Source organism: Novosphingobium cyanobacteriorum (assembly GCF_029436685.1).
Classification (GTDB): Bacteria; Pseudomonadota; Alphaproteobacteria; order Sphingomonadales; family Sphingomonadaceae; genus Novosphingobium; species Novosphingobium cyanobacteriorum.
In genome coordinates this window covers 162,434-179,103 of the sequence record NZ_JAROCY010000001.1, presented here as the reverse complement: position 1 = coordinate 179,103, position 16,670 = coordinate 162,434, and the positions used below count along the sequence as shown (strand labels likewise).

Here is a 16,670-nt window from a genome sequence, read left to right as displayed (position 1 = left end):
TTGTCAATGGTTCCCATTTCAACAACTCGTTTCACCAATTCAACACCACACGGCATTGGCGGCCCCGAAAGGGGTTTTCGATGCACAGCTCACACTCGCCAAGGTCCTCACAACCCGGAACGCTGCCCGGCCAGCTCGTCGCCGTTTCGCTCTGGCTGGTCCTGGCCATCGAAGGGGCAGAGGTGCTGCTGCGCGGCGCGCCCGCCGGCCTGCCCCCGCTCTCGATCGCCATCGGTGCGCTGACGCTTTTCGTCGCGGCGGTTGTTGCCACCTTTTCGCTGCGCTACATGCGCGCCGATCCGCATCAGGGCCGCTACTACGCACGGCTCGGCCTGCTCGCCGCGAGCGTGCTCGCCTTCGTCACCAGCCAGAACCTGATCGTGCTGGGGATCGCCTGGCTGGCCAGCGGGGTGCTGCTTGCCGCGCTGATCGGCCACCGCAGCGGCTGGGCAGAAGCGCAGGCCAGCGCCCGCCGCACCCGCCGTGCCTTCCTGATCGGCGATGGCGCGCTGGTTGCGGGCCTTGCCCTGCTGGGCTGGCAAGCTGGATCGGCGGACATCGCCACCGTCCTCGCCGCCACGCCCGCCATGCCTGCCACCGTCGCCGTGCCTGCCGCCCTGCTCCTGCTGGTGGCCGCAGCCGCGCGTTGCGCCCTTCCCCCCTTCTCCGGCTGGCTGCTTTCATCAATGACTGCGCCCACGCCGGTCTCTGCGCTGATGCACGCCGGATTGGTCAATGCCGGCGGATTTCTGCTGATCCGCTTCGCCCCCCTGTTCGAGGCCGCGCCGGCTGCCCGCCTTGCCGCACTGATCGTCGGCCTTGTCGCTGCGATCCACGGCGTGGGCATCATGATGGTGCGCCCGGACGTGAAGCGCGCACTGGCCGGGTCAACCGTTTCGCAGATGGGCTTCATGATCATGAGCTGCGGCCTTGGCGCCTATGCCGCCGCGCTGTGGCACATCGTGGCGCACGGCCTGTTCAAGGCCTGGCTGTTCCTTGGATCGGGATCGGCCGTGGGCATGAAGCCCCGCCCGGAAGGCAGGGAAACGGCCGGTTTCGCCATCCCTGCCGCCGCGCTGGTCACGCTGGTGCTTGGCGGCCTGCTGGTGCTGCTTGGTAAAGGTGACGCCACGCTGGTGCCGCTGTTGCTGGGCATCGCCACCGCCGTGGCCACGCTGGCGGGTTCGATCGGCAGCGCCGCCCCGGCGCGTGCCCGCGTCGCGCTGGCCGGTGGCGTGATCGCACTGGTCGCCCTCCACGCCGCAGGCCTTGCGCTGATCCACCGGGCGGTTGGGCCGGATGCCCCGGCGCTGGTGCCCGGCTGGGCGCTGGTCGGCCTGCTCGCGGCCTTCCTTGGCGCATGGCTGTGGCAGCAGCAGCGCCTCAACGCGCGCCGCGCCCTGCCGCCGCAGCTCTATGTCCACCTGATCAACGCCGGCGCGTTTCGCCCCGCCGCCAACTGAACCGCACTTCGCCAGGAGAACGCCGATGAACATGCTGTCCCCCATGACTGCGGTCGACCCGATCCTTTCACGCACCGAAGTGGCCGGGCTGGTTGCCCTTGCTGCGCGCACCGTCCCGCCGCTCTGGCCGCTGGAAAGCGCCATCGCGGTCAACCCCCTCGCCGGTTTCGAAGAACTGCCATTCCACGAGGCGGTGGCCGCCGCCGCCAGCCGTTTCGGCGCGCGGCAGGCGCTGCCACTGGCGCAATGGCGCGCGCTGCTGAAGGCTGGCCGAGTGGATGAAGCCGCACTGCGCCGTGCCGCCATCACCCGGTTGGGTGGTCTGGAAACCGCATTTGCCAACGCCGGCCCCGACCTGACACGCGTGGACCTGCTGATGGCGCGGCTGATGCACCTGCCCGAGCCGCAGGTGGAAGCGCACACCACGCAGCCGAGCCCGGCTGCTGCGTTCCTTGCCAAGTGGTGCACCGCGTTCTTTGACCAGGGGCAGGCCGCATCGCCGATGCCTGACCGGGAGCTGGGCCTCTATCGCGCCGTGCTGGCGCTGGCCCCGCACGATCCCGATTTCCGCAACCTTGCCGGGAAAGCCGGGCGGCAGTTGATGCTGGCCGTGCCCCGCGATCCGCTGGAAGCGATTGCCGAAGGGCTGGTCGCGGCCGAAGTGGAGGCCGGTGCCGAGGAAGCCTACCTCGCCCGCTTTGTGGCGCAGCTGCCCGGCTGGGCCGGCCACATCCGCTGGCGCACCGAGAACGCCGATCCTGAATATGCCGCCGGTGCGCCTGCAACGATGGCCGACCTGCTGGCGCTGTGGATGCTGCTCGACCGCGCGGGGGCCGTGCCGCCGCCCGCGCAAGCTGCCGCTGCGCCCGACGCAGGGGCCGATCTGGCCGCGCACTTCGGCCTGGCCGATGTGCCATGGAGCAAGGCCTTCCGCGAAGTGTCCGCCATAGAGCCCGCGGTGCTTGGCCACATCTTCATGGAAGCGGCCGAGATCAACGTGCGCGACGCGATCAGCGCGCATCTGCAGAAGGCGACGCTGAGCCCGCCGCAAGCGGCGCGGCCCGATGCGCAGGTGGTTTTCTGCATCGATGTGCGGTCCGAACCGTTCCGCCGCGCGCTGGAGGCGCAGGGGAACTTCGCCACGCTGGGCTATGCCGGGTTCTTCGGCCTGCCCATCGCGCTGCATCGCCATGGTGCGGCACGGCGCAACCGGATGCTGCCGGTGCTTCTGGCCCCGCAGTATGACGTGACCGAAGCGCCCGCGCCGGGCCGCGAGGCGGAGGCACGGGCCTGGGCCGATGCGCAAGCGCGGGCGCGGCGGGCCGCAGGCCTGTTTGGCTCGGCCAAGCAGGGCGCGGCCACCGCCTTTGCGACGGCGGAAGCGACCGGACCGTTTGCCGGGCTTGCCATGGCGGCGCGCACCGTGGCGCCGCGGCTGGCCCGGCGCATTGCCGCCGCGTTTGCCCCGCCCCGGCCCGAGGCGCTGGCACCGCAACTGCACGGTGAAAAGCCGGTGTTCACGCTGGAGGAAAAGGCCGGCTATGCCGCAGCGATGATCCGCCTGACCGGGCTGCCCCTGCCCACCGCGCGGCTGGTGGTGCTGGCCGGCCACGGCGGTTGCGCGGTGAACAACCCCTATGCCGCGGCGCTGGATTGCGGAGCCTGTGGCGGCCATGCCGGGGGAACCAACGCGCGCATCCTCGCCGCCATCCTCAACGAAGGACAGGTGCGCGCCACGCTGCTGGAACAGGGCCTGGCCATTGCGGAGGACAGCGTGTTCATCGCTGCCGAGCACAATACCACCACCGACGAGATGACGCTGTTCGACCGCGCCAGCGTGCCTGCCAGCCATGCGCAGGACCTTGCCCGGCTGGAAGCCGCGCTTGCCAAGGCAGGCCAGGCCAACCGCGAACGGCGGGCGCAGCTGCTGGGGCGGACGGCGGACGACCTGCTGACCGGCGCGGCGCACTGGGGCGAGGTACGGCCCGAATGGGGCCTTTCCGGCAACGCCGCCTTCATTGTGGGCGAACGCTGGCTGACCGAGGATCTCGACCTCGACGGTCGCGCTTTCCTGCACAGCTATGACTGGCGGCAGGACGAGGATGGATCGGCGCTGACCACCATCCTCACCGCGCCGATGGTGGTCGCGCAGTGGATCAACTGCCAGTACCTGTTCTCCACGCTGGACAACGAACGCTACGGTTCGGGCGACAAGACCACGCAGAACGTCGTCGGCGGAATCGGCGTGGTCCAGGGCAATGGCGGGGATCTGAAGGTCGGCCTGCCGCGCCAGTCGCTGTTCCATGACGACGGCACCCCGTTCCACGTGCCGCAGCGCCTGATCACCTTCGTCCACGCGCCGATCGCGCGGGTGGAGGCGGTGGTGGCCGCCAACGACATCCTTGGCCGGCTGTTCGGCAAGGGGTGGGTCCATCTTGTGGTGATCGACCCGGAAACCGGCAAGGCGCGCCAGTGGCGGCGTGACGATGAACTGGCCGCGAACTGAACCAAACCCATTTCACAGGAGCCTGAAACGATGACTGTCGCCGCAAGCGGAGGCCTTGTCCTCCACCGCCTGAAGAAGATCGAGATCGTGATCCACGCCGAAGACCGTTCGCTGGTGGAAGACCTGCTCGCCGCGGCGAAGGTGGGCGGATGGACGATGATCCGCGATGTCGCCGGGCTGGGCCACGGCGGGTTTCACCAGGGCAAGACCATCTTCAACGACCGCAGCGGGCTGGTGATGTTCGTGGGCGTGGCCGAGGAACAGGCGATCGCCGAAGTGGCTCGCGGGCTGGCCCGGCTGTTTGAAACGCGCGCCGGAGTGACCTTCCTTTCCGACGTGGAAGTGATGCGCTCGGACTACTTCGCCAAGGTTGCCTGACACGGGGCCCTGGTGGGGCACGCGCATAATCCGTGACATGCGGGGCCGTTGCTGGTAGCGCGGCCCCGCTGATGTCGCCCTGCATGGATATCGGGGTGCCCTCTCTCTCCCCTTCCTGTTCGCGACCAGCCGCCCAGCCCCGCCTGGGCGAAGGTTTGAGAAACGTACAGGAATTCGCAAGACACCATGGCAGCTTACAAGGAACCCGGACTCAACGACCGGCGCAACGCCGCAATCGCCGCCCGCGAAAAGGCGCTGGCAAAGCTGAAGGCCAAGCCTCCCGTCGACCCGGCGGTTGAGGCCGAACGCATAGCCCGCGAAAAGGCACGTGAAGAGGCCGCCGCCGCCAAGCGCGAAGCCGCACGGATCGCGCGCGAGGAAGCACAGGCGCTCAAGGCTCAACAGGCCGAAGAGGCCGCCGCGGCCAAGGCTTCGGCCAAGCCCGCCCTTTCCGAAGCGGAGCGCAAGGCGCTGCGCGATGCACGCTATGCCGCGCGCAAGGCGCGGAAGAAGTAATCTTGGCGACAACCCAAAGCGCGCCCGTCGCTCCAGCGAAAGCGGCGCGCGAACCTTCGCGCCTGCTGCCCGGAGACGTGCTGCTCGGCACCGCCCGCGTGCCCGATGGCGCGCGGCTGCGGCTGGTCCGCAATGGCGAGAACTTCGTCATCCTGCTTGATCACAACGAGCTGATGAGCAGCGACATCTTCGCATCCGAAGAAGCGCTGGCGACGATGACCTGCGATCGGCTGGGCGACCGGGCCGACACGCAGCTGCTGGTCGGCGGCTATGGCATGGGGTTCACCCTGCGCGCGGCGCTGGCCACGCTGGCCGGAGATGCCGGGGTGACCGTGGCCGAGATCGTGCCCGAGATCATCGCCTGGGCGCGTGGGCCGATGAAGCGCCTCACCGACGGGTGCCTCGACGATGGGCGCGTGCAGCTGGTTCAGGATGACGTCGCCATGCTGATCGAGGCGGCGAACGGGGCCTATGACGCGATCCTGCTCGATGTCGACAACGGGCCCGAGGGGCTGACCCGCCGGGTCAACGACTGGCTCTATTCGATCGAGGGACTGCAGGCGGCCAAGACGGCGCTGCGGCCGGGCGGCATCCTGGCGGTGTGGTCCGCCACGCCGGACGAGGACTTTGCAGCGCTGCTGGCGAAGGCCGGTTTTGCGGTGAGCGTGGTGACGATGGATGCCCGCACGCTGCCCGTGGCGGGCGAAGCGGCGTTCGAGCACGTGATCCTGTTCGCGCACAAGCCGTGGTCAGCTGAACAGACCATTTCCTAGAAAATTCAAATTCTTCCGCACAAATAGCGCGCCATTTCGCGCGGACTGTTAACCCATTCTCCCTATCCCCGTCCGGACCGTCAACGATCCAGGCCACCACGGGGGGCAAGGTTGAGCGAGGAAAGCAGGGTGCAGGGCCGTTATGCCCAGATGCTGGGCAATTCAGCGACGGCCGCCATCTGCGCCGGGCCCGACAATACCATCCTTTCGTGGAACAGCGCGGCGGAAGACCTGTTCGGTCATTCGGCGTGCGAGGCCGTGGGCCGGCCCCTTTCGATCATCATGCCCGAACGGCACCGCGCCGCCCACACCGCAGGCCTTGCCCGTGCCGCCCGCACCGGCGAATCCCGGCTTGCAGGCAAGTCGGTTGAAATCCTTGCGCTCCATGCCGATGGCAGCGAGTTTCCGGTCGACCTTTCGCTGTCCATGTGGTTCGAGGACGGCCAGCCGATGTTTGGCGCACTGATCCGCGACATTACCGACCGGACCGCGGCGCGGCGAAGGCTGGAGCACCTGGCCCACTGTGATACGCTCACCTCGCTGCCCAACCGCAACGCGCTGAACGCCAGGCTGGCCGCACAGGTGGACCAGGGTCCGTGCGCGCTGGTGCTGCTGGACCTCGACGGGTTCAAGGACGTGAACGACAGCATGGGGCACAGCGCTGGCGACAAGTTGCTGGCCGCCGTGGGGGCACGCCTCTCTGCCACATCGCCCGACAGTTTCGTCGCACGGCTGGGTGGCGACGAGTTCGCGATCCTGCTTCCGGGATGCACCGATCCGGTGATGGCCGATGCAATCGTCAAGGATTACTTCCAGGCGTTGCGCGCGCCATTCGAGATCGCCGGGCAGACGGTGTTCGTGGGCACCAGCGTCGGCATCGCGATGTATCCCAGCGACGGGCAGGATGCCGAAGCACTGCTCGCCCGAGCCGACCTCGCGCTTTACAGCGCCAAGAGTGATGGTGGCGGGGCACGCCGCTTTTTCGCCCGCGCGATGCAGAACCGGTCGGAACAGCGCCATCGCACCGGGATGGAACTGCGCCGCGCCCTGGCCCAGGGCGAGTTCGAACTGTGGTACCAGCCGCAGGTATCGCTGACCGACGGCGCGCTTTCAGGCGTGGAGGCACTGCTGCGCTGGCGCCATCCCGAACATGGCCTGCTGCCCCCCGGCGCGTTCATCGAGGTGCTGCAGGACAGCGCGATCGCCGAGGAAACCGGGGACTGGATCATAGCCGAAGCCTGCCGCACGGCGGGTGCATGGGAAAAGGCCGGGCTGGGTGCTGTGCGGGTCAGCGTCAACCTTTTCCCGGCTCAACTGCGGTCGGGCCGGCTGCTCGGCGTGGTTGCCGCGGCCCTGGCGGCCAATGCCCTGCCGGCCGAGCGGCTGGAAATCGAGATCACCGAGAACACGGTGCTGCCGCACAGCCAGGAATCCACCGTCGCGCTGCGCAAGCTGAACGTGCTTGGCGTGAACATCGCCTTCGACGATTTCGGCACCGGTTTCGCCTCGCTCAGCCTGCTGCAGAAGTATCCGCTGAACCGCCTGAAGATCGACCGCAGCTTCGTGGCGCAGATCGATCACAACACCAAGGATGCGGCGATCGTGCAGGCGGTGATCGGCATGGCGCGTTCGCTGGGCCTGACCGTGATTGCCGAAGGTGTGGAAACGGCCGCGCAGGAAACCGCGCTGCTGGACCTGGGCTGCGACGAGGCGCAGGGTTACCGCTATGGCAAGCCCATGCCCGCCGACGACATAGCGCGCGCCTTTGGCCCCGAAAGAAACGCGCGCAGGATTGCCTGATCGGGTCAGCGTGCCGGAAGCGGCAGCTGCGTTGTCTGCTTCACCCGGTCGAGCACCACGCTCGATCGAACGCTGGCCACATCGCCGTGCCCGAGGATCTGTTCGTTCATCAGCGCCGAATAGGCGCGCAGGTCCCGCGCCACCACGCGCAGCAGGTAATCCGAATCCCCGGTGGTGGCGCAGCAGTCCAGCACTTCGGGCAACGCCGATATGCGTTCGTGGAAACGGCGCACCGCCTCGGGCGCATAGCTCGCCATCGCCACCGCCACGAAAGCTTCCACCTGCAGGCCGAGCGCCTGTTCGTCGAGCAAGGCCACCTGCCGCCGGATCACCCCATCCGCCTGCAGCCGCGCGATGCGGCGCGAGACCTGCGAGGCCGAAAGGTTCACCGCTTCCGCCAGCTCCGCGTGGCTGCGGGACGAATCGGATTGCAGCTGCGCCAGAATCTGCCGATCAAGTTGGTCCATGCATCGTTCTTCCAAATACGTGGCAATATCCGCGTGATTCACGCATAGCATAGACGGAGACCCGCGCAAAATGCGCGGACCTTGCAGACCCGCTGTGGTATTGTGCCGATCAGGCGGACAGTGATCGAACCGCCAAGCAGGAGAGTGGCGATGAGCGGACCGACCGGCACGAATGACCTGTTCGAAAACCCCCTTGGGCTAGACGGGTTCGAATTCATCGAATTCTCCGCGCTGGAAGCCGGCACGCTGGAGCCGGTCTTCGCGCGGATGGGCTTCACCCACATCGCCAACCACCGGTCCAAGGCGGTGCAGCTGTGGCGCCAGGGCGGGATCAACCTGATCGCCAATTATGAACCGCGCAGCCCCGCCGCCTATTTCGCCGCCGAACACGGCCCATCGGCCTGCGGCATGGGCTGGCGCGTGCGCAACGCGGCCCACGCCTATGCCGCAGCGATCGAGCGCGGCGCGGAACCGGTCGAGGTCACCACCGGCCCGATGGAACTGCGCCTGCCGGCCATTCGCGGCATCGGCGGCTCGATCATCTACCTGATCGACCGCTATGAAGGCGCGCCGCAGGGCGACCTTTCGATCTATGACATCGATTTCGAATATCTGCCCGGCGTGGACCGCCGCCCGGTGGGCGCCGGCTTCCACACCATCGATCACCTTACCCACAACGTCTATGGCGGGCGCATGGCGCACTGGGCGGCGTTCTATGAACGCGTCTTCGGCTTTCGCGAGATCCGTTATTTCGACATCAAGGGCGAATACACCGGCCTGACCAGCCGCGCGATGACCGCGCCAGACGGAAAGATCCGCATTCCTCTGAACGAGGAGGCGAAAGCGGGCGGCGGACAGATCGAGGAATTCCTGCGCGCCTACAATGGCGAGGGGATCCAGCACATCGCCTTTGCCTGTGACGACCTGATCGCCGGGTGGGACACGCTGAAGGCCAGCGGCACTCCTTTCATGTCCGCCCCGCCCGCCACCTATTACGAAATGCTCGACGAGCGGCTGCCCGGCCATGGCGAACCGGTGGACGAGCTGCAGCGGCGCGGCATCCTGCTCGACGGATCGACCCAGGAGGGCGACCCGCGCCTGCTGCTGCAGATCTTCTCGGAAACGCAGATCGGCCCGGTGTTCTTCGAATTCATCCAGCGCAAGAAGGACGAAGGCTTCGGCGAAGGGAACTTCACCGCGCTGTTCCAGTCGATGGAGCGCGACCAGATGCGCCGCGGCGTGCTGAAGGTTGAGGAGAACGCGCAATGACCGCCACGCCCGAACTCAAGCGCATCCACCACGTGGCCTATCGCTGCCGTGACGCGAAGGAGACGGTGGAATGGTACGCCCGCGTGCTCGGCATGCGCTACACCACCGCCTTTGCCGAGGACAAGGTGCCCTCCACCGGGGAGGACGATCCCTATATGCACGTGTTCCTCGATTGCGGCGGGGGCAATGTGCTGGCCTTCTTCGAACTGCCCGGCCAGCCGGAAATGGGCCGCGACCCGAACACCCCGGCATGGGTGCAGCATATCGCCTTCGAAGTGGCCGACGAAGCCGCGCTGATGACGGCCAAGGCGCATCTGCAATCACAGGGCATCGAGGTGCTGGGGCCGACGTATCACGGCATCTTCCGCTCGATCTATTTCTTCGATCCCAACGGCCATCGGCTTGAACTGGCCTGCAACATCGGCACGCCGGAACAGCACGCCGAACTCGCCGATCTCGCGCCCACCATGCTGGAAGAATGGAGCCGCACCAAGCGCGCGCCGCAGCACGCGGCATGGCTGCACCAGGATCCGGACAAGCAGGCATGATGGCCGAGATGATGCTGGACCACACCCACGATCCCGCCGCACACTGTTGGGTACCGGGCGCAGACGCGCACCCCGATTTCCCTGTGCAGAACCTGCCGCTGGGCGTCTATTCCATTGGTGGGGGCAGCCCCCGCATCGGCGTGGCCATCGGTGACATGGTCCTGGATGCGCAAGGCTTGCCCGATCTGCCGGGAGATGTGCAGGATGCGCTGCGGCAGCCCACGCTGAACCGCCTGTTCGCCCTGCCCCCGGCGGAACGCACACGGTTGCGCCATGCGCTGTTCGCCTATCTCACCGGCGAGCCGGCAAAGCATGCGCCGCTCCACGCCGTGGCGGATTGCACGCTGCATCTGCCCTTCACCGTGGGCGATTACACCGATTTCTATGTTGGCATCCACCACGCCACCAACATCGGCGCGCTGTTCCGGCCGGACAATCCGTTGCTGCCGAACTATCGCCATGTGCCCATTGGTTACCACGGCCGGGCCAGTTCGGTGCGCGTCTCCGGCACGCCGGTGGTCCGCCCCAATGGCCAGACCAAGGCGCCCGACGCCGCTGCGCCCGGCTTCGGCCCCTGCCGACGGCTGGACTACGAACTGGAGCTTGGCGTGTGGATCGCGGGCGACAATGAGCTGGGCCAGCCTGTGCCCATCGCGCAGGCGTGGGACCGCATCGGCGGCCTGTGCGTGCTGAACGATTGGTCCGCGCGCGACATACAGGCGTGGGAATACCAGCCGCTCGGCCCTTTCCTCGCCAAGAACTTCTGCACCTCGGTCTCGCCCTGGGTGGTCACGGCCGAAGCGCTGGCCCCATTCCGCACAGCCCCGCGCCTGCGTTCGGCCACGGACCCGAAACTCCTGCCCTATCTGGCCAACGAAGCCGATGCGGCCTTTGGCGCGCTCTCGCTGCAGACGGAAGTCGCCCTGCAAAGTGCCGCCATGCGCGCGGCGAACCTGCCACCCGTCGTGCTCAGCCGTGGTGACAGTGCCGATGCCATGTACTGGACGCTTGCGCAGCTCGTCACCCACCACGCCAGCAACGGCTGCGATCTCCGCGCCGGAGACCTGCTTGGCACCGGCACGCTTTCAGGTCCGGCGCGCGAAAGCTTTGGCAGCCTGATGGAGCTGAGCGAAGGTGGCAAGCGACCGGTGCCACTGCCCGGCGGCGAAGAACGCACCTTTCTGGAAGATGGAGACACACTGACCATCACCGTCCGCGCTGAACGCGAGGGCGCCCGGACCATCGGTCTCGGCACCTGCACCGGCACCATCGCTCCGGCGCGTTGATTGCCGCACGCCTTAGACACGTGCCCGTGAGGAAGAAGCCCATGATCGAACTCTACGGATACTGGCGTTCAGGCACGTCATACCGCACGCGCATTGCCCTCAACCTCAAGGGGCTGGACTACCGCCAGCACCCGCTGGACCTGCGCAAGGGCGAGCACAAATCGCCAGACTTCATCCGCCTCCAGCCGCAGGGCCTTGTCCCCGCGCTTGCGGTGGAAGGCCAAGTGCTGTTCCAATCGCCTGCCATCATCGAATGGCTGGAAGAACGCTATCCCGATCCGCCACTTCTCCCGACAGATGCCGGGGATCGGGCACAGGTGCGCGCGATGGCGGCGATTGTCGGCTGCGATATCCACCCGCTTAACAACCTGCGCGTGCTGAAGGCGCTGCGCCGCGATTTCGCTGCAGACCAGGCCGCCATAGATGCGTGGGCTGCCAGGTGGATCGCCGAGGGTTTCGCCGCGCTGGAACCGCTCGTTGCCCGGCACGGTGCGGGCTTCGCCTGGGGTGACCGGCCGGGGCTCGTCGATGTCTATCTGGTGCCGCAGGCCTATTCCGCCGAACGCTTTGGGGTCACGCTCGATTCCTGGCCAGCCATTTCCCGCGCCGTGGCTTCAGCCCGCGCGCACCCTGCGTTCGCGGCGGCCGATCCCGCACGGCAGCCCGACGCAGACTGACGCTACGCGCCACCGCCCGACCCGGCCTTTCTGGTCGCGCCCGCTTCGCCCGCAAGTGCGGTCAGCAGGTCTTCCTGCCGGAACGGCTTGCGCAGGGTTACCGCATCGGGCCCCACGGCGCGGCCAATCGCTTCGGTATCGGCATAGCCGCTGGCGAACACGATCGGCAGCGCCGGCTGCACCTTGCGCATCCGTTCAGCCACCTCGGCACCGTTCATACCCGGCATGGCATAATCCAGCAGCACCACATCGGGCGTCATGCCGTCCATCACCATCAGCGCCTCGGCGCCCGATGCGGCCCAGCGCACAACGTGGCCTTCGTCCTCCAGCATGTTCACCACCATCTCGCGATGGTGCTCGTCATCGTCCACCACCAGCACGGTCATAGTCCGGGCGGGAGCATCGGGGGCTTGTGGCGGCTGCGCCTCGTCCATCCGCTCGTTCTCGCGCGTGCAGGGCAGCAGGACGCGCACCACTGTGCCTGCGCCCGGCCTGCTTTCGATCCGCACGCTACCGCCACCGCGCCGTGCGCTGGCATAGATCTGAGCAAGGCCCAGGCCGGTGCCCTTGCCCAACGGCTTGGTGGTGAAGAAAGGTTCCATCGCCCGGCGCAGCGTTTCCTCGTCCATCCCTACGCCAGTATCGCGGACCACGATCTCCACGTAGTCACCCGGCGCCAGTTCCGCATCATCGCCAATCGTGCAAAGCCGGGTGCCGATGGTCAACATGCCGCCATCGGGCATGGCATCGCGCGCATTGATGGCCAGGTTCAGCACCATCATTTCCACCTGCGTGGGGTCAGACAGCACGGCCACAGGATTGGGATTGAGCGCCAGGTACAGCTCGATCATGGGGCCCAGGGTGCGCTTCAGCAGTTCGGCCAGCCGTTCGATCACGTCGCAGACCACAACGGGTCGCAAGTGGATGGCCTGGGCGCGGGAGAACGACAGCAGTTGCCCGGTCAACTGGCCGCCGCGCTCGGCCGCCTGCAATCCCGCCTTCACGAAGTGGCGCACACGTTCAGGGTCTTCGGCCTTGCGCCCGATCAGTTCGAATGCGCCGGTCACCGCGCCCAGCAGGTTGTTGAAATCATGCGCCAGCCCGGCCGCGAGCTGTCCCACCGCTTCCATCTTCTGGCTTTGCAGCAGGGCGTCCTGCGTGGCGCGCAGTTCGGCGGTGCGCGAGTGCACCCGTGATTCCAGCTCGGCATTAAGTTCGCGCAACTGCCGCTCGGCAAGGTCGCGCTCGATCACCAGTCGGGTGCGTTCGGCCAATTCCTCAAGGAAAGCGACATCTTCGGCATGCCAGGTACGCGGATCCCGGTCATTCAGGTAGATGATCGAACGCAACTGCCCCTCGCGGACGAAGGGCACGACCAGGATTGCACGGGTGTCGACATGCCGCGCAGTTTCGCGGGTCAGATCCTCGTCGCTCAGATCAGCGGCAAGCAGATCATTCACCACCACGGTATGACCTTCGCGCAGCCGCTGCACGATCTTCTCGCCAAACGCGCTCGCAGGATACCGTCCAAGCAGCGGTGGCACCGTGCCATCCGTCCAGCAGATGTCATAATCGAAGACGCTCGCCTGTTCGTCCAGCTGGCCATAGCCGGTGCGCACCACGTTGAAGTGTTCGCCCATAAGACGCGCCACCTGCTCCAGCGCTTCCGGATGCCGCGCATCGCGCAGCACGTCGGCGATGCGCAGACGCAGCGCCACGCGAGATTCCCGCCGCGCCGATGCCCGGAACATCGCGTCAATCCGGGCCGCGCCAAGCGTGAGCGCAAGGATTATCAGCGTGATCAGGCCGACCGCCACCGCAAGGTAGGTCTGGCGGATGGCTGGCGAAGACCCCTGCGCCATCACCTCTGCATCCAGCTGGAACTCGGCTGCACGCATTCCGGAAAAATGCATTCCGGCAATCGCTGCGCCCATGACGATCGCAGCAGCCACCTGACGACCGGTTCCGCTGACCCGGCCGGATAGATGCAGCGCCAAGGTTGCCGCAGCGATCGCGATCACCACCGAAGCGGCGACCCATTGCGGCGCATAATGAATATGGGCAGGCATACGCATCGCCGCCATGCCGATGTAATGCATCGCGACGATCCCCAGGCCCATCAACAAGCCGGCGATGGCCAGCCGCGAAAAGCTGCTGCGCGCTTGGTCGAGCAAGGCGAGCCCGGCACCCGTAAACCCGACAGCCACTGCCAGGGAAAGCAGGGTGAGCACAGGATCATAACCGGTCGCCATGCCGGGCATGCGCAGCGCAAGCATGGCAACGAAGTGCATGGCCCAGATGCTTGTGCCGAGTGCCACCGCCGCTGCGGCCGTCCAGAACTCGCGCGCGCCCGCGGCCGAGCCGGGTATATGGCGCGAAAGCCTCAGTCCGGTGAACGATCCGAACACCGCGACAAGGATCGATACAGCGACAAGGAAGGGGTTGTATTCGGCGCCCCCGGCCATTCTTCGTTGCTCCCCCGCCCGGGGACTTGCGGGCCTTGCCCCACAAACGCCCCACCCCCTTGCAGGTTCCCGCACATTTTCTGAAATAGCGACGGTGCGGCCTCCGGCCACGTTCAGGCTATTCCAAAAGCATGGTGGCGGATTGACGGCAAAGGCATGGTTGCAGGACTTGCCAAGCGCGACGCCGGGTCTACAGTGATCACAGATTGCAATGGTATGGATTGGCGATGACCCGACTGCTGCTGCTTGAAGGCAATACCGCACCACGCCGCGCCCGGGCGCGCGAACTGGGCGTGCGGAGTTCGAGTGAAATCTATGCGCAGGCGATAGCGGCGCATTACCCCGACATCGAGCTCGACGTACTGAACGGCGCAGACGAAGGCGAGACCATGCCCGAAGGCCGCAGCTGGGCCGACTATGCGGGGCTGGTGATCACCGGATCGGCGCTGCACGCCTATGACGCGGAATTCGCGGTCACCAACCAGATTGCGCTGGTGGCGCAGGCGGCGGATGCAGGGCTGCCAATCTTCGGATCGTGCTGGGGCCTGCAGATCGCCGCGGTGGCAGCGGGTGGTGAGGTTTCATACAATCCGCGCGGTCGCGAAGTGGGCTTTGCGCGAAAGGTGCTGGTGAACGATGCGGGGCGCGGACACCCGATGTTCGCGGGCAAACCGCCGGTGTTCGACGCGCCCTGCATCCACTATGACGAGGTGACGCGACTGCCCGAGGGGGCCACTCTCCTGGCGTCGAATGCCCACAGCACCGTGCAGGCAGCTGTGATCCCGCTGGGGCGCAGCGAGGTGTGGGCGGTGCAGTACCATCCCGAATTCGACCTCGGGCACCTCGCCACGCTCTATACGCTTTATGCCGAAGACATGGTCGCACAGGGCTTCTTTGCCGACATGGCGGATCTGGCTGCCTTCCGCGACAAAATGGCGGCGCTGGGCCAGGATCCCGGCAACGCCGGGCTGGCGTGGCAGCTGGGCGTGGACGCGGACATCACCGACGATGCGGCGCGGCGGGCCGAGATTCTGGCATGGATCGAGCACAAGGTGCTGGGTAATCAGGCAACGAGCACCGAGACGGCGTCATCAATTGCCTTGTGAAGAGATCGGCCGCCAACCCGGAGGGATGGCGGCCGATCTCTTGATCAAACGGTGCCTGAAGGTCAGATGCCGGGAAAATCGACTTCGGTGCCGGCTACGTTGTTGATCAGATTGGTAAAGAAGTTCTCCGCCACAGTGGCGACGATCTCCACGATTTGTGCTTCTGAGAAACCGGCAGCGCGCACCGCGTCGATCTCTGCCTGGGCAACCTTGCCGCGGGCCTCGGCCACGGTACGGGCGAAGTGCGCCGCGGCTGCGGCCCTGGCATCGGCGGAGCTGCCCTTGCGGGCCAGGTCGATCTCCTCACGGCTCAACTTGGCGAAGTTGAAGCCGGTGAAGGTGTGCGCGGCGTCGCAGTACTCGCAGCCATTCACCGCCGCCACCGCAAGCGCGATACGTTCGCGCGTCTTTGCGTCGAGCGCCTTGCCAAGGACCTGGCTGAGGGCAGAATGTGCGTCCAGCGCGGAAGGGCTGTTGGACAGGACGCGGAAGAAATTGGGCACGCGGCCCAGCTTTGCCGCAATAGCTGAAAGCGTTGTCTGAGAGGCTTCGGGAGCGTCTTCGGGTGCGGGCGTGGCGATGCGGGACATTGTCAGTTCCTTTCAAGACATGGGACGGGCTGGAGGGAGAACCCGGTCGGTTCATGCGCCGACCGGGATGGGGTTCTCGACCAGGCTCTGGTTGAAAGCTTCGAACAGTGCATGTTCCCCGGCGCCGGGGTTGTCGCGCATCGGGCGGATGGCATCGACGATCACTTCGGGCGCATCGGTTGCCAGCGCCACGAGCGTCTGTTCGATGAAGTCTGGCAGCGGCATCGCGCGCGGATCACCGCTCTTGTAGATCAGGTCGGTATCGACCCATGGCGGCGCGATCTCCTGTACCCGCACGCTGGTGTCACGCAGTTGGAACCGCTGTGACAGCGCATAGGAGTGCAGCGCCGCCTTGGTTGCCGAGTAGATCGCATTGGTGGCGATCGGCACATAGGCGAGCACGCTGCTGGTATAGAGCACGGTGGCTGCCGGGCGGGTCTTGAGGTGTTCGATCAGCGCGGCCGTGACGCGGATCGGCCCCAGCAGGTTGGTGGCGATCAGGTCCTGCGCCAGTGCATCGTCGACAGGACCGGATACGTCGTCAAAAGGCATGAACCCCGCGTTGTTGAACACGACGTTGAGGTCAGAGTGACGTTCGATCAGTTCGCGGGCGGCGGCCTGAATGCTTTCAAGGCTGGTCACGTCCAGCGTGATCGAGTCCATGCCTGGATTGGCTGCGGTCACTTCCTGAAGCAGCGCGGTGCGGCGGCCGGAGATGATGACCTTGTTGCCGAGCCTGTGCAGCGCTTCGGCCAGGCCACGGCCGATGCCGCTGGTGCCGCCGGTGATGAAGATGGTGTTGCCGGAAAGTTTCATGGGATTGGTC

Annotated in this window: 15 protein-coding genes; 11 read left to right on the top strand and 4 right to left on the bottom strand. The window is 66.6% G+C overall.

The window, feature by feature from the left end:
• Positions 1-80: 80 nt before the first annotated feature.
• The 6 genes from POM99_RS00840 to POM99_RS00815 all read left to right on the top strand — a co-directional run bounded on the left by POM99_RS00840 (position 81) and on the right by POM99_RS00815 (position 7,436).
• On the top strand, positions 81-1,463 hold the full coding sequence (locus tag POM99_RS00840) for a proton-conducting transporter transmembrane domain-containing protein (RefSeq protein WP_277274839.1): 1,383 nt from the start codon (positions 81-83) through the stop codon (positions 1,461-1,463).
• Positions 1,464-1,488: 25 nt separating this feature from the next.
• The gene (locus POM99_RS00835) at positions 1,489-3,969 is read left to right on the top strand and encodes a putative inorganic carbon transporter subunit DabA (protein ID WP_277274838.1); all 2,481 of its coding nucleotides are present in this window, start codon (positions 1,489-1,491) and stop codon (positions 3,967-3,969) included.
• A gap of 30 nt (positions 3,970-3,999) precedes the next feature.
• Entirely contained in the window at positions 4,000-4,347 is a 348-nt protein-coding gene (locus POM99_RS00830) for a P-II family nitrogen regulator (protein WP_277274837.1), read from the top strand.
• 186 nt (positions 4,348-4,533) lie between these two features.
• The gene (locus POM99_RS00825) at positions 4,534-4,863 is read left to right on the top strand and encodes a DUF6481 family protein (protein WP_277274836.1); all 330 of its coding nucleotides are present in this window, start codon (positions 4,534-4,536) and stop codon (positions 4,861-4,863) included.
• Positions 4,864-4,925: 62 nt separating this feature from the next.
• A complete protein-coding gene (locus tag POM99_RS00820) occupies positions 4,926-5,636 on the top strand; it encodes a spermidine synthase (RefSeq protein ID WP_277275071.1) in 711 nt (236 codons plus the stop codon).
• Positions 5,637-5,765: 129 nt separating this feature from the next.
• Positions 5,766-7,436, top strand: coding sequence for a putative bifunctional diguanylate cyclase/phosphodiesterase (locus POM99_RS00815; protein ID WP_277274835.1), 1,671 nt, complete (start codon positions 5,766-5,768; stop codon positions 7,434-7,436).
• A 5-nt stretch (positions 7,437-7,441) separates the two neighbouring features.
• Here POM99_RS00815 and POM99_RS00810 read toward each other — a convergent pair whose 3' ends face one another.
• Positions 7,442-7,903 (bottom strand): Lrp/AsnC family transcriptional regulator, encoded by a 462-nt coding sequence (locus tag POM99_RS00810; protein WP_277274834.1) that lies wholly within the window; start codon positions 7,901-7,903, stop codon positions 7,442-7,444.
• Positions 7,904-8,053: 150 nt separating this feature from the next.
• Between POM99_RS00810 and hppD the strand changes: the two genes are divergently transcribed.
• Genes hppD through maiA form a run of 4 tightly spaced genes read left to right on the top strand, consistent with a single transcriptional unit; the run spans position 8,054 to position 11,683 of the window.
• Positions 8,054-9,172, top strand: coding sequence for a 4-hydroxyphenylpyruvate dioxygenase (gene hppD / locus POM99_RS00805; RefSeq protein WP_277274833.1), 1,119 nt, complete (start codon positions 8,054-8,056; stop codon positions 9,170-9,172).
• On the top strand, positions 9,169-9,720 hold the full coding sequence (locus POM99_RS00800; RefSeq protein ID WP_277274832.1) for a VOC family protein: 552 nt from the start codon (positions 9,169-9,171) through the stop codon (positions 9,718-9,720). The genes hppD and POM99_RS00800 overlap by 4 nt, the downstream gene beginning before the upstream one ends.
• On the top strand, positions 9,687-11,006 hold the full coding sequence (gene fahA / locus POM99_RS00795; RefSeq protein ID WP_277274831.1) for a fumarylacetoacetase: 1,320 nt from the start codon (positions 9,687-9,689) through the stop codon (positions 11,004-11,006). Before POM99_RS00800 ends, fahA begins: the two co-directional genes overlap by 34 nt.
• Positions 11,007-11,047: 41 nt before the next feature.
• Positions 11,048-11,683 carry a maleylacetoacetate isomerase gene (gene maiA, locus POM99_RS00790; RefSeq protein WP_277274829.1) on the top strand — a complete coding sequence of 212 codons (636 nt, stop codon included), beginning with the start codon at positions 11,048-11,050 and terminating at the stop codon, positions 11,681-11,683.
• A 2-nt stretch (positions 11,684-11,685) separates the two neighbouring features.
• Here the strand turns inward: maiA and POM99_RS00785 are convergent, their stop codons facing one another.
• Positions 11,686-14,148 (bottom strand): MHYT domain-containing protein, encoded by a 2,463-nt coding sequence (locus POM99_RS00785; protein ID WP_277274828.1) that lies wholly within the window; start codon positions 14,146-14,148, stop codon positions 11,686-11,688.
• 227 nt (positions 14,149-14,375) lie between these two features.
• Between POM99_RS00785 and POM99_RS00780 the strand changes: the two genes are divergently transcribed.
• Positions 14,376-15,254, top strand: a complete 879-nt coding sequence (locus POM99_RS00780; protein WP_277274827.1) for a type 1 glutamine amidotransferase — start codon at positions 14,376-14,378, stop codon at positions 15,252-15,254.
• A 62-nt stretch (positions 15,255-15,316) separates the two neighbouring features.
• Here POM99_RS00780 and POM99_RS00775 read toward each other — a convergent pair whose 3' ends face one another.
• Together POM99_RS00775 and POM99_RS00770 are read right to left on the bottom strand one after the other, a co-directional pair.
• Positions 15,317-15,844, bottom strand: a complete 528-nt coding sequence (locus tag POM99_RS00775; protein WP_277274826.1) for a carboxymuconolactone decarboxylase family protein — start codon at positions 15,842-15,844, stop codon at positions 15,317-15,319.
• Between the two features lie 51 nt (positions 15,845-15,895).
• A complete protein-coding gene (locus POM99_RS00770) occupies positions 15,896-16,660 on the bottom strand; it encodes an SDR family oxidoreductase (protein WP_277274825.1) in 765 nt (254 codons plus the stop codon).
• Positions 16,661-16,670: the final 10 nt, after the last annotated feature.

Coding starts and splice junctions, on each gene's coding strand:
- POM99_RS00825 (WP_277274836.1), top strand. CDS start 4,534: ATGGCAGCTTACAAGGAACCCGGACTCAACGACCGGCGCAACGCCGCA.
- fahA (WP_277274831.1), top strand. CDS start 9,687: ATGGCTGCACCAGGATCCGGACAAGCAGGCATGATGGCCGAGATGATG.
- POM99_RS00830 (WP_277274837.1), top strand. CDS start 4,000: ATGACTGTCGCCGCAAGCGGAGGCCTTGTCCTCCACCGCCTGAAGAAG.
- POM99_RS00775 (WP_277274826.1), bottom strand. CDS start 15,844: ATGTCCCGCATCGCCACGCCCGCACCCGAAGACGCTCCCGAAGCCTCT.
- POM99_RS00835 (WP_277274838.1), top strand. CDS start 1,489: ATGAACATGCTGTCCCCCATGACTGCGGTCGACCCGATCCTTTCACGC.
- POM99_RS00810 (WP_277274834.1), bottom strand. CDS start 7,903: ATGGACCAACTTGATCGGCAGATTCTGGCGCAGCTGCAATCCGATTCG.
- POM99_RS00800 (WP_277274832.1), top strand. CDS start 9,169: ATGACCGCCACGCCCGAACTCAAGCGCATCCACCACGTGGCCTATCGC.
- maiA (WP_277274829.1), top strand. CDS start 11,048: ATGATCGAACTCTACGGATACTGGCGTTCAGGCACGTCATACCGCACG.
- hppD (WP_277274833.1), top strand. CDS start 8,054: ATGAGCGGACCGACCGGCACGAATGACCTGTTCGAAAACCCCCTTGGG.
- POM99_RS00770 (WP_277274825.1), bottom strand. CDS start 16,660: ATGAAACTTTCCGGCAACACCATCTTCATCACCGGCGGCACCAGCGGC.
- POM99_RS00780 (WP_277274827.1), top strand. CDS start 14,376: ATGACCCGACTGCTGCTGCTTGAAGGCAATACCGCACCACGCCGCGCC.
- POM99_RS00785 (WP_277274828.1), bottom strand. CDS start 14,148: ATGGCCGGGGGCGCCGAATACAACCCCTTCCTTGTCGCTGTATCGATC.
- POM99_RS00840 (WP_277274839.1), top strand. CDS start 81: ATGCACAGCTCACACTCGCCAAGGTCCTCACAACCCGGAACGCTGCCC.